At 55.1% G+C, this 12,656-nt stretch carries 11 protein-coding genes; 6 read left to right on the top strand and 5 right to left on the bottom strand.

Annotation, left to right across the window (positions count from 1 at the left end):
* Window positions 1-47: 47 nt before the first annotated feature.
* Window positions 48-1,757: a ribonuclease J gene (locus EH55_RS11270; protein WP_037977897.1), complete on the bottom strand. Its 1,710-nt coding sequence runs from the start codon at window positions 1,755-1,757 to the stop codon at window positions 48-50.
* A gap of 188 nt (window positions 1,758-1,945) precedes the next feature.
* Between EH55_RS11270 and greA the strand changes: the two genes are divergently transcribed.
* On the top strand, window positions 1,946-2,434 hold the full coding sequence (greA, locus tag EH55_RS11265) for a transcription elongation factor GreA (RefSeq protein WP_037977895.1): 489 nt from the start codon (window positions 1,946-1,948) through the stop codon (window positions 2,432-2,434).
* Window positions 2,435-2,521: 87 nt separating this feature from the next.
* Here greA and EH55_RS11260 read toward each other — a convergent pair whose 3' ends face one another.
* The gene (locus tag EH55_RS11260) at window positions 2,522-2,860 is read right to left on the bottom strand and encodes a winged helix-turn-helix transcriptional regulator (RefSeq protein WP_037977892.1); all 339 of its coding nucleotides are present in this window, start codon (window positions 2,858-2,860) and stop codon (window positions 2,522-2,524) included.
* 295 nt (window positions 2,861-3,155) lie between these two features.
* Between EH55_RS11260 and EH55_RS11255 the strand changes: the two genes are divergently transcribed.
* From EH55_RS11255 to EH55_RS11245, 3 genes are read left to right on the top strand one after another with little or no spacing between them, the layout of a single operon-like run.
* On the top strand, window positions 3,156-3,785 hold the full coding sequence (locus EH55_RS11255; protein ID WP_037977890.1) for an NAD(P)-dependent oxidoreductase: 630 nt from the start codon (window positions 3,156-3,158) through the stop codon (window positions 3,783-3,785).
* A gap of 38 nt (window positions 3,786-3,823) precedes the next feature.
* Complete coding sequence (locus tag EH55_RS11250) at window positions 3,824-4,609, top strand: protein-ADP-ribose hydrolase (protein WP_037977887.1); 786 nt, start codon at window positions 3,824-3,826, stop codon at window positions 4,607-4,609.
* A gap of 8 nt (window positions 4,610-4,617) precedes the next feature.
* Window positions 4,618-5,460, top strand: coding sequence for an SIR2 family NAD-dependent protein deacylase (locus EH55_RS11245; RefSeq protein ID WP_051682858.1), 843 nt, complete (start codon window positions 4,618-4,620; stop codon window positions 5,458-5,460).
* Between the two features lie 330 nt (window positions 5,461-5,790).
* On the opposite strand, the gene EH55_RS11240 is transcribed toward EH55_RS11245, so the two are convergent.
* Window positions 5,791-7,230 (bottom strand): FAD-dependent oxidoreductase, encoded by a 1,440-nt coding sequence (locus EH55_RS11240; RefSeq protein ID WP_037977882.1) that lies wholly within the window; start codon window positions 7,228-7,230, stop codon window positions 5,791-5,793.
* A gap of 398 nt (window positions 7,231-7,628) precedes the next feature.
* On the opposite strand from EH55_RS11240, the gene EH55_RS11235 reads away from it, so the two are divergent.
* A complete protein-coding gene (locus tag EH55_RS11235; protein WP_037977880.1) occupies window positions 7,629-9,146 on the top strand; it encodes a CoA-acylating methylmalonate-semialdehyde dehydrogenase in 1,518 nt (505 codons plus the stop codon).
* Window positions 9,147-9,735: 589 nt separating this feature from the next.
* Here the strand turns inward: EH55_RS11235 and EH55_RS11230 are convergent.
* Window positions 9,736-10,389, bottom strand: coding sequence for a cupin domain-containing protein (locus tag EH55_RS11230; RefSeq protein ID WP_037977878.1), 654 nt, complete (start codon window positions 10,387-10,389; stop codon window positions 9,736-9,738).
* A 173-nt stretch (window positions 10,390-10,562) separates the two neighbouring features.
* Window positions 10,563-11,753, bottom strand: coding sequence for an oxygen-binding di-iron domain-containing protein (locus EH55_RS11225; protein ID WP_037977876.1), 1,191 nt, complete (start codon window positions 11,751-11,753; stop codon window positions 10,563-10,565).
* Between the two features lie 185 nt (window positions 11,754-11,938).
* Here EH55_RS11225 and EH55_RS11220 point away from each other — a divergent pair, with 185 nt between their 5' ends.
* Window positions 11,939-12,622 carry a Crp/Fnr family transcriptional regulator gene (locus EH55_RS11220; protein WP_037977874.1) on the top strand — a complete coding sequence of 228 codons (684 nt, stop codon included), beginning with the start codon at window positions 11,939-11,941 and terminating at the stop codon, window positions 12,620-12,622.
* Window positions 12,623-12,656: the final 34 nt, after the last annotated feature.

Raw genomic sequence — 12,656 nt, 5'->3', positions numbered from 1 at the left:
ATATCTCCCCTCAGAATATATGCGGCCGCAGCCGCATGTAAAACGTTCTAAATATAGGTTACAAGAGGAATTATCGTCGGATAACAGCGGGGATTCATATCAAGCTTTTCACGTATCCTCTTGCGAATCTCCGTCGGCAGCGTCTCCCTGCGCGCCCCGGGCGAGCGCGAAAATTGTGCGAGCGCCGCGAGCACGGCGGATTCAAGCTCGCGCAGCGTGCTTCCGTCCTCGGAGGAATAGACGCTGCCGCGCGTCTGTATCTGCACCGGCGCGGCCGGGCGCATATCGCCGTTCAGAACTACCGATACCACGACGACGCCGTTTTCCGCCATTTCGCGCCTTTCGCGCAGTATGCTGCCCTCGAACTCTCCGAGCACGAAGCCGTCTATCAGCACAGCGTCGGCGGGCGCGTGCCCGGCGACCTCCGCCTTCGACGAGCCGCTGAATTTCAAGATGTCTCCGTTTTGCAGGATAAAAATATTCTTCGCGTTCACGCCCATCTCTCTGGCGAGCTGCGCGTGCCGCACAAGATGGCGGTATTCGCCGTGACAGGGGACAAAAAATCTCGGGCGCGTGAGGCTCAGCATCAACATCAGCTCGTCGCGCGAGGCGTGTCCCGAGACGTGAATCTTTTCGTCGCGTTCGTAGATCACCTCGGCACCGCACGCAAAAAGACGGTTGACCGTCTGACTGACAAGCTTTTCATTCCCCGGTATCGGCGTCGCTGATATTATGACGAGATCCTTCGAGCCGAGTTTGACCTGCCTGTGAGTGCCGCGGCTCATCATGACGAGCCCCGAGAAGGGCTCTCCCTGGCTTCCCGTAGTCAGGATGACGACGCGGTTGTCGGGAAGCTCTTCGGCTTCCTGCGCGGAGATCATCTGCCCCTCGGGAACGTCAAGGGTGCCTAGGCGCAGCGCAAGCTCCACGTTCGCGACCATGCTGCGCCCGACGAGCAAAACTTTTCTGTTGAAGCGCGCCGCAGTAGCGAAAATCATGCGCGTTCTGTTCAGATTGCTCGAGAAGGTCGCGACGACGATTCTGCGGTCCTTATAAAGGCGGAAGAGCCTCTCAAAAGTTTGCCCTATCATCTTTTCGGAAGGCGTCGAGCCGGGCCTCTCGACATTCGTCGAGTCGGACATAAGCAGCAGCACGCCCTCGTCGCCGAGACGGGCGAGCGCGCTGTAATCCGCGCGGTTGCCGTCTATCGGCGTCGGATCGAATTTAAAATCCCCGCTGTGCACTATCGCGCCGGCCGGAGTGTGCACGACGAGCGCAAAGGCGTCGGGGATCGAATGGCACATCTGTATGAATTCGACTTCAAAGCATCCGGCTGACACCTTGTCGCACGCTTCGACGTAACGAAAGTCCGGATGATAGCCGGTATTCGCGTCGAGCATCTTGTTTTCTATAAGGCCTCCCGCGAGGCGGGAACAGTATACGGGTACGTCGAGACGGGGCAGGATGAACGGCAGCGCGCCGATATGGTCTTCATGACCGTGGGTGATAAAGATTCCGCGTATTTTTGATTTGTTCTCAACGAGGAACGTCGCGTCTGGAATTACAAAATCTATTCCCAGCATATCTTCCTCGGGAAATTTCAATCCGCAGTCTATAACGATATAATCTTCTCCGTATCCGAAGACGGTAAGATTTTTTCCTATCTCGCCCATTCCGCCGAGAGGACACACGAAAAGATCGGACTTTTTCTTACGCTCCCTGCGCGAAATGCCATTTATATTATCGGGTCCAGTCATAAACACAACTCCCCTCCAGTATTATCGTATCACGACTTTAGGAATTGGGCTACAACATTTGACGACACTTTGTCTTTTTCATAATATTTTATGCAGGGCGCACAAAATTAAATTAGCGTTTGAAATTTATTCTGTTTTCTGATAAAATTCACACGATCTTAAGTGAGATTTGCAGGGTGGGATTTGTCGTGGCAAAATCAACGGACGATAAAGTCGTAATGACAAGGGAAGGCTATGAGAAGCTGAAATCCGAACTTGTTTCGCTCCGCACGGATGGGCGCTCGGAGATAGCCGCAAAGCTGGAAGAGGCGAGGGCGTTCGGAGACTTGAGCGAGAACGCCGAATATCACACGGCAAAAGAAGAACAGGAAAAAATAGAGAATAGAATCCTTCAGCTTGAATATCAGCTCTCCAAAGCCAAAATCGTAGAAACGGAAGACATAGACACGAGCATCGTGAGCCTCGGAACTACGGTCACTATCGAAGATCTTGACAAAAAACAGACTCTCGTCTACACGCTCGTCGGCACCGAAGAGGCCGACATAAAGGAATCAAAAATTTCCGCGGCGAGCCCCGTGGGCAAGGCCTTGATGGGCAAGCATGTCGAAGAGGAGACGATGGCGCGGACGCCGCGCGGCATCCGTCATCTAAAGGTCGTAAAGATTCAGCTTAAGTAATTTTTCGCGTGACAATAAACGACGAAGGGACGCAGCCCTCTGTAGGCGTCCCTTTTCGTTTTTACTCGCAGCGGAGCCACCCCGCCGCTATGGACGCGCCGCTATAGATTTTTTATACATCTCGCCCCACTCCCACATAGCGTCGAGAACGGGCTTCAGACTCGCCCCGAGCCCTGTGAGCGAATACTCCACCCTCGGAGGCACCTCGGCGTAAATCTTGCGGCTGACGAGCCCCTTCTCTTCCATATCGCGCAGCTGCGTCGTTAAAACCTTCTGCGATACGCCGCCGAGAGACTTTCTGAGTTCTCCGAAGCGCTTCGTGCCGAGGATGAGGTCGCGCAGGATAAGCACCTTCCATTTGTTTCCGATAAGTACGAGAGTCGTTTCCACCGGACAGGCCGGAAATTTTTTCGCAGGTTTTTCCATGCTCTCTCCTCCGCGCTTTGATTTTTTAAAACTGCTTACGATACTATTTTACCCTATATTTCTTTTTAAAACATACGGCAAAAATCTCACAGAGGCGATACGCGCAAAAATACAAAAATATCCCGCTGGTTCCACTTCGGTAACTATAAAACAATAAAGTGCTTACTTTATGCAAAAAATATTCCTCAATATAATATAGTAAAAGGCGTCGCGGCCGCTTGCCCCGCCGGACGCCCGGTATGACGAAAAATACCGCCGGCTTTGCTCCGGCGATTCGACTCAAGGAGGAATCGTGATGAAAATAGCGGTTGTTTGTGCAAATGGCAGGGCAGGAAGGTTGATAGTCAAAGAAGCACTTTCCCGAGGACTCGACGTTACAGCGATAGTAAGAGGGGAAAATATAACAGAGGCGCCAAATTCGCTGAAAAAGGATATTTTCGACCTGACGGGCGCGGATCTACGCGGCTTCGACGTCGTCGTCGACGCCTTCGGCGTCTGGACGCCGGAAAAGCTGCCGCAACACAGCTCTTCTCTGAAACACCTATGCGACCTGCTCTCACACAGCAACACGAGGCTTCTGGTCGTCGGCGGAGCAGGAAGCCTTTATACAAACAAGGAACACACGGCCTGTGTCGCAGACAGCCCAGACTTTCCCACCGCTTTCAAACCCCTCGCGGCGGCTATGGCGAAGGCGCTTCAGGAGCTCCGCGCGCGCAGCGACGTCAAATGGACCTACATCAGCCCCGCCGGCGATTTTCAGGCGGAGGGAGAGAAAAGCGGCAAATACATCCGCGGCGGCGAAGAGCTGACTCTCAATTCGAAGGGCGAAAGCGTGATAAGCTACGCGGATTACGCGATAGCAGTTGTCGACGAAGCGATAAAGGGGCACAATATCGGCAGGCGCATCAGCGTCGTAAGAGAATAGAGGCGCCCCTCTCCGCGGCGCCGCGCCGGAGGGATAAAATGACGCAGGACGAAAAAAGAATCTGGCTGATAAAGGAGCTGCAGAGGGAAATGCCGCGCTGTGCGGCTCATAAGATTCCCGAAGACGCCGACGGGCAGTGGCTGCTTCTGAGGAGCCTCTTCAACGTCAGGCCGGCGCGTCCCGCGTCAAGGGAATTTCTTGAGATTCAGGACGAATTCCTGACGGAGATGACGAAGGAGAAGGGCATTACAGACTGCAGGGCTCTGAAGCCCTCTCTTATGGGCGGGCGCCTCTGCCTCTGGCGCGGAGACATAACGACATTAAAAGCGGACGCGATCGTGAACGCCGCAAACAGCGAGCTGCTCGGCTGCTGGATACCGCTGCACGGCTGTGTCGACAACATAATACACACGATGAGCGGCGTCGAACTGCGAATCAAATGCGGCGAGATAATGGAAGCTCAGGGACATGAAGAGGAGAGCGGAAAGGCAAAGATCACTCCGGGCTACAACCTTCCGGCAAAATACGTGATCCACACCGTCGGCCCGATAGTGAGCGGCCCTCTGCGCCGCCGTGACTGCGAACTTCTGGCGGACTGTTACCGTTCGTCGCTCGAACTAGCCGCCGCCAACGGCTGCGAATCGATCGCCTTCTGCTGCATATCCACCGGGGTCTTCCGCTTCCCCGCCGACAAAGCGGCCGAAACGGCGCTGCGCTCCGTATCGGATTTTCTAAAAACAAACGACACGATAAGGCGGGTCGTCTTCAACGTATTCAAAGAGAGCGACCTTGATATTTACGACAAACTGCTGAACGGACGGTGAGCTCACGCATGGCCTACACGGAAGCTATAAGGCTGCTGAAAAGGGAAATCGAAACCTCAGACGCGCTGCTCGTAGGTGCGGGTGCCGGCATGTCCGCAGCCGCCGGCATGACGTACGACGGCGAACGCTTCGAAAAGAATTTCGCCGATTTTCATAAAAAATACGGCATAACGGACATGTACTCCGGCGGCTTCTATCGTTATGAGACGCCGGAGGAATATTGGGCGTGGTGGTCGAGGCACATCCTCTTGAACCGCTACGAGGCCGGAGTCGGAAAAACTTATTCCGATCTGTTCGAACTTCTCCGCGATAAGGATTACTTCGTGCTCACGACGAACGTCGATCATCAGTTCCAGCTTGCCGGCTTTGATAGAAAGCGCCTCTTTTACACTCAGGGTGATTACGGCCTGTGGCAGTGTTCCGAGCCGTGTCATCAGAGAACCTACGACAACGAGAAAGCCGTCCGCAGGATGGCCGCTGAGCAGAAAAATATGAAGATTCCTCCGAAGTTGCTCCCCCTCTGTCCTCTCTGCGGAGCTCTCATGACGATGAACCTGCGCAGCGACGACAAATTTGTGCAGGACGAAGGCTGGTATGACGCGGCCGAACGCTACGCCGCCTTTCTCGCAAGCCATGAGGATACGCATCTGCTCCTTCTCGAGCTCGGCGTAGGATCAAACACGCCGCTAATTATCAAATATCCCTTCTGGCAGATGACTGCGAAAAATTCGAACGCCGTCTACGCCTGCGTAAATTCCGGCGAAGCGTTCATTCCGCGCGAAATAGAATCGCGCGGCATACGCCTGAACGCGGATATAGGGAAAGTCTTGAACGAATTGAAAAATAACTGACGGTAAAAATGTGAATTATTTTGCCGCCGCGCTTCAAATGACCCCTGCGAAGCGCGGCGTTTTCGTCCGATCACACATATGTACAGGGACTATCTGAAAAAAGAACAGCCATGATCTGAAAAGCAGTTACGCATAGGGAGGGCGCCGGTCTTAGAGATCTAAAAATGTCGCCCGTTGATTTGATTGTATTTGTTCGAATAAAATTGCAACGACTGTCCCTCACTGCTTTTTTACGCATCCGCAGCGCGTAAAGACAGACGCGGGGCGAAGCAGGCGAACCCCGTCTGCCTCACCCCACAACCTAAGAGGATATCAGAAGTCCCTGCGCCGTCAGCGGGGCCGTTTCCCCATCGCAAGGGCGATAAGGGCCAGGAAGGGATCGTCCACTGAGTTGTGAGCGGGGGAATGGATGAAATAGTGTCCGAAGAGCTCCTGCACGGTTTCGCGGCGCGCTATCATGTCCACGAAACGTTCGGCGAGATGCGCTGGATTATCTCCGTCGGAGACGAGTTGGAATCCCAGAATTTGTCCGGATTTAAATCCTTCGTCTTCGCCAGTGGATAGGACGACCTTCCAAAGAGCGTCTTTGCCGGATGGCATGAAGGGATCGCGGCTGCGCACCGGCAGCGAGAGCGAGGTCACTCTGAATCCGGCGCGCCGAGCTGCTTCCTCGCCCCAACCCACGGAGCCCCAGTGGAGGCCGAATATCTCGCTTACGCCCCAAAGTGTCGCCGGCGGAAGCTGCGCAGGAAGGCCGGCTATATCCATGACCGCAGTCATAGCCTGGCGCATCGCCAGCGTGCCGATCAACGGCAGGACGGGACGACCGGAAGCTGCGTCTGCGATCTGTACAGCGTCGCCGACAGCCCAGACCGAGGGCAACGACGTCTTCTGCGCGGCATCGACGACGAGGCCACGCTCGATTTTGAGCCCCATGGCGCGCGCCAGATCGAGTCGCGGGCGCACGCCCGAAGCGAATACGACCGCGTCGACGGCGAGAGCGCCGCTTTGCAACGTCAGCTTGCCGGGAGCCCAGCTTTTTACTGCGTCCGCAAGCCGCAGCTCCACGCCACGTTCGTGCATGCGCCTCTCCACTGCCGCGGCCATGTCGGCGTCGAGCGCCGAAACGGCATGTTTAAGCGCCTCTATGGCAACGACCGCCGCTCCGCGGTCGGAGAGGGCTTCGACGATCTCCAGCCCGACGGCTCCCGTGCCGACTACGGCTACTTTCTTGGCGCAGGCGGCCAGTTCGTCGAGAGCGCGGGCATCTTCGGCGCCTCTGAGGACGTAGACGCCTTCTGCCAGACGCGAGCGATTCACGAGCTGATCGCTCACAGCGACAACCAGTCCTGTTTCGGCGCCTTTGTCCTTAAGGATGCCATCCGCCGGCGGTAGCCATGGGACGGCGCCGGGCGCGAGGATCAGATTTTCGTAAACGATCTCCGTCTCTCCGTTCGTACCTTCGACAATCGCGCTCTTCGATGCGCTGTTGATCGCCGTCACGGTGCCGAAGACCACGTCTTTTGCCATGTCGGGCGGCAGACGTTTCTCTTTGGACAGATCTACGACCGTCGCTCCGGGACCGTCGGGGATCAGACGGCGCCCCACTCCATAGGGAAGGCTGCAGATGACCGTCGGCTCTTCGTTCAGCACCATCACCGCCGGTTCCACGCCGAAGCGGCGAGCCATGATGTAGGATACTCTGCCGCCGGGGCCGCCGCCGACGATTAAGAGTTTTGCCGAGCGCGTTGCTCTTTTCTTCTCAGACATGCTTTTGCTCCTCCTTTACAGATGAAAAACCGTTTGTTTAATTTGGAGTTTAAAATCTGCAAAGACTTTTCTCAGTGACAAAGTCACCGTTAGCGTGGAATGCGCTCTGGAATTTCAGTTTGTATAACAGACGACACGAATAGTTCTATGTCAGTATGTAAAAACAAGAGCAGCTTGTTTTCATTTAGACGACCCGACGGCCGGGACCTTTCTTGCATGTTCTGCGCCAGATTCTCAGGCTTGCACCGTCTGCTACCGTAATCCGCGGGCCGTGAGCGCGTAAATAATTGCTCCGCTTTATCGTGCCGCACGCCGCGCAATTATGCTATCCTATAACCGCCGCGGATAAAAAATAAAAATGCCTGCGTTCGCGGCGGAACGCGAAAGGAGAACTCATTATGAGCACAGTCGAGAGAAAAAAATATTGCGCCGACGGCAGATGGATCGAATCAAAGGCCGACCGCTACATGCCGGTGACGGATTCCAGCAGCGGAGAGCTCATCGCCGAGGTCCCCTGCTGCACGCCTGACGAAGTCGACGCGGCGATCACGTCGGCTCAGAAGGCCTTCTCGGAATGGTCGCACCTTTCGCTCGCTAAGCGCACCCAGTTCATGTTCAAATGGCGCGACATCCTCATCGCTCACAAGGAGGAGCTTTCGCTTCTATGCTCGAAAGAGCTCGGCAAGACTCTCGGCGAGGCGCGCGGCAACGTGCAGAAGGCGATAGAGCCGACGGAGCTCGCCTGTGCCCTGCCCTCGCTGATTGAAGGAGAGTGCGCGCTGCAGGTGACGTCCGGCTACGACACGTCGACCTACAGGATGCCGCTCGGCGTCACAGCCGGCATCGTGCCGATGAACTTTCCCGCGATGATTCCGTGGGGGTGGATGGTGCCTCTTGCGATAGCCTGCGGCAACACCGTCGTGCTTAAGGCGAACAGCAGCACGCCTCTGACCTCGATACGCATACTTGAGCTCTTCTACGAAGAAGGCGGCTTTCCCTCGGGCGTCGTGAACCTCGTCACCTGCGGCCGCAGCGAAGCTGGGATGCTCCTAACCGACCCGCGCGTCAAGGCCGTGACCTTCGTCGGCACGACCGGAATCGGCAAGAGCGTCTACTCCACAGCCGCCGCTCACGGCAAGCGCGTTCAGGCTCAGTGTGAGGCGAAGAACCACGCGCTGCTGCTCGCGGACGCGGACCTCGAAGCCGCGACCAACGCGATAATCAACTCGACCTACGGCTGCGCGGGAATGAGATGCATGGCGCTGCCGGTCGTATGCGTGCAGGAAAGCATAGCTGACCGCTTCGTCGCGCTGCTGAAGGAAAAGGCTCAGGCTCTCAGAGTCGGCTGCGCTTACGACGAAAATACTCAGCTCGGCCCAGTCGTCTCCGCAGCGCATAAACAGAAGGTCTGCGACTGGGTGAGGCGCGGTGTCGACGAAGGCGCGGAGCTGGTTCTCGACGGACGCGGCGTCGTCGTGCCGGGATACGAGAAGGGCTTCTTCGTAGGGCCGACGATACTCGACCACGTCGAGCCCGGCATGAGCGTCGGCGACTGCGAGATATTCGGCCCCGTGACGACGGTAAAGCGCGTCAAGGATTACGAAGAGGGCATCCGCGTGATGAACGCGAACCCCTTCGCCAACGGCTCCTGCATATTCACGCAGAACGGCTACTGCTCGCGCCGCTTCGTGATGGAGACGGACGGCGGAATGGTCGGAGTCAACGTCGGCATTCCCGTGCCGACCGCCTACTTCCCCTTCTCCGGCAACAAAGCTTCCTTCTTCGGCGACTTACACGTGCTCGGTCGCGACGGCGTGCGCTTCTTTACGCGCGCGAAGACGGTGACGACGCACTGGTTCGACGAAGAAGCCGCAAAGCGCCGCGTCGGCACATGGGAAGGCAGTACGGAGGCGTAACAGAGCCGATTATAGCGCTCCGCTTGTATCGTACAATAGATGTCGATGAAGAGGCCTTCGGAGAGCTGAAAGACCGCCCGGATTTCAGAAGGCCTTTAACTTCTTCCGAGAATTATCCGGAAGGCAAGCTGATTGTAGAATTTACCGCGCTTATTTACCTTCCTACATCAAGAAAAAGATGGAGGAAAAGGACTTGCTATACTATAACATCAGCCGCCGGGAGCTGGATGCATCGAATACTTTATCGACCACGGAAAGGCTCAAATCCAGAGCTAAGTCCTGAAAAATACAAGGGCAGACCTACCGTGATCTCGATGTTGAACCATTGTTTGCATCATCGGACAGCGGGCCCCGTCTGACCCTGACCTGCCGGCAGGCATAGACGCGCCCCTCGCTATGCGATGTGTTTCGGGAAGGCAGGACAGAAAAAGGCCCGCTATCATGAGCGTCGAAGATTTCTTAAAAGACGCGCGCGGCCTTGAGGTGTAATGTGCAGAATATCCACCTCTGCGGCAGCGCTGGAACAAGACGGGCACCGACGACCGCAGAGGGCACACCTGCGGCGGCGGCCGTTTAGGAATTTCCTCTGCTATTCCAATATCAGCAGAAGCGCCATTTTGAAGTTCTGATCCGCGGCAATTGAATGGGCTCCGCCCTTCGCAAACTTAAAGTTTTCGCCGGCGCGGATGCGGTAATCTCCTCCTTCATAGCGAATCGTAGCCTCTCCCTCCAGTGCGAAGACCAGAGCGTCGCCAGTAGCCGCGTGCTCCGGGAGCCCGGTGCCAGCCGTAAAGCTCATAACGACGAATTTCAGCTTTTCCTCGTCGATCAGGTCCATGTTTATGACCCTGTCTTCGGCGTATGGGATCAAATCTTTCAGCGCAAAAACTTTCTTGTCCTTTAAAATTTCGTTCATCGCGGATTCCTCCTTCAATGTAATTTCCGTATAGACGCAACCTCCGTCAGAGGCGGAGCCTACCGCTACGCCGGCCGGCGTGATAAAGGCTTCTCCTTCTTTCAACGCCGCCGCGCCGCCTTTTCCCGTAACGCGAAGTTCCCCTTCGTGCACGATCCAGAGCTTGCGATAGGAGTATAATTCCGCGCTGATGTTGGTCCCTTCCGCCAACGAGAAGTGCATCACGTAATTTCCATTCGCGTCGCTCACGGCCTTCGAAATCGTGCAGCCTGGTACGGACGCGTTTTCTTTCGCTATTGAAAAAATCTTTCCCGCGACTTCGTTCATCCGCTTCCCCCTTTACCCTCATGACGACAGCGTTTTTATCTCCATAATTTGCAGCTTTTGCGACATACAACACATCTGTACAGAGGAGCTCCTATGAGGGGACCGACCGGCGGCCGGCCCCTCTTGATGCGCTTCGGCTCTGCGAACTATATTATCGTGAGATCTCTCCTTCTTTATTTCGCGAGGAGTTTCGCAGCCAGTTCCGGAATCTTGGCAAAATCGCTTTCTTCCGGATTCCAGAGAGAACGCACGTTTTCTTCGATCACCTCGAAGCCGGCGTCGCGCAGGCGCTCTTGCAGCACCTTGACGGATTCTCCGCTCCAGCCGTAGCAGCCGAAGGCGGCCGCCTTTTTATTCTTGAACTTCAGCTGCCTCAGAAACTCCAGCCACCCGGCGATGCCCGATAGGATACTGCTCGATACCGTAGGGGAGCCGACCGCAATCGCTTTCGATTTGAATACCTCAGTCATTACTTCATTTTTATCGGACTTCGCGACGTTGAACAGCTTAACGACAGTCTCCGGGCTCTGCATGTTTATTCCTTCGGCAATTTTATGCGCGATCTTTGCCGTTCCCTCCCACATCGTATCGTAGACTACGGTCACCTGCTCTTCCTGATAAGCGTTCGCCCATGCGGCGTACTTGTCGACGATCTGCAAAGGGTCCTTCCTCCAGATAGCGCCGTGAGAGGGCGCGATCATCTCGATCGGAAGTTTCAGCTTGCCGATCTCATCCAGTTTTTTCACGAGAATCGGAGCAAAGGGATTCAATATATTGGCAAAATACTTCATCGCTTCTTTATTCAGCAGACACTGATCCGCCTTATCGTTGAAGAGTTCCCCCACTGCGTAATGCTGGCCGAAGGCGTCGTTGGAGAAGAGTATGTTGTCGCCGGTCATAAACGTCGCCATGGAATCCGGCCAATGCAGCATCCGCATCTCGACGAAAATAAGCTTTTTACCGTTCCCGATGTCAAGCGAATCCCCCGTCTTTACAATGTGAAAGTTCCAGCCGCGTTTCCCATACTGCCCTTCGATGCTCTTTACAGCGTTAGCCGTACAGTAAATCGGCACAGAGGGAATTTCGTCCATTAGAGCCGTCAGCGCGCCCGAATGATCGCATTCCCCGTGATTGGCCACGACAAAATCGATCTTCTTCAGTTCGACTGCTTTTTTAAGGCTCTCGACAAAATCAAAACGGTGCGGCTTCCATACCGTATCGATCAAGACCGTCTTTTCTTCCTCTATCAAATACGCGTTCTGGCTGGAGCCGTTCATAATGGAATAATCGTCCCCGTGGAAGCTCTCCAGTTCCCAGTCGATATAGCCCACCCAGCTCACATTGCCCTTTACAAGCCTTTTCATTTATTCACCTTCTCTTTCCGTCGTTTATCGACATTATAAATTTTACGTTGCGCCTCCGTAAGCATTATTTTAACGCTTCGCGCATAATAATTCTGTTACTTTGACAACAGTCATGATAAAATTGAGGGCGTGGATGCAATATCGGGGCTGTGCGTTAAGTTTTATCGTTTCGTAGGAGCGTAACAATGGATATACAGGAAGCGTTGGGCCAGTATATTGGAGTAATTAGAAAATGCCGCCTATTCACTGGCATACCGGAAGAGCTTTATCCGGAAACGCTGCGCTCTTTGCAGGCAAAACTCCGGCCCTACGGGAAAGGCGAGATCATTCGGGTGCTCGGCGACGATTTCCCCTACGCCTATTATCTGCTGCGCGGCGAGGTCGAACTTTCTTTTTTTAATCGGGCTTACAATCAGATAAACATAAACCGCTTTCTTCCCGGAAGCCTAATGGGAGAGGCCCTCGCGTTCCTTAGGAACGCGAACAGCCCCGTCCAATTAACGGCGGTCGAAGAAAGCCTCATGCTGCTGTTGGATCTATCTCCGCTGAGCCGCGCAAGCGACGGCTTCGAATACGGACATACGCTCACCGTCAACCTCGCCCGGCTGCTTGCGGGGAAAAATGTTTTTCTTAACAGCAGGCTACACATTCTCGCTCAAAAGGGCGTAAGAGACCGCATACTCATGTATCTATCATCGCTGCCCAAACGCTCCGACGGATATGTCACGCTCCCATTCACGAAGACCGCGCTCGCAGAATTTCTCTGCGTGAACCGCAGCGCGCTCTCCAGAGAATTTACGAAGATGGCAGAAGAGGGGATACTGGAAATCGAGGGCAGAAGAGTGAAGCCGCGCTTCTGCGAGAGCTGAAGCGCGCGGCCGCAACACCGGGCGTCTCCGATAA

Source organism: Synergistes jonesii (assembly GCF_000712295.1).
In the GTDB taxonomy this organism is placed as follows: Bacteria; Synergistota; Synergistia; order Synergistales; family Synergistaceae; genus Synergistes; species Synergistes jonesii.
The sequence above is the reverse complement of the archived record's forward strand: the minus strand, read 5'-3'. Positions and strand labels throughout refer to the sequence as shown.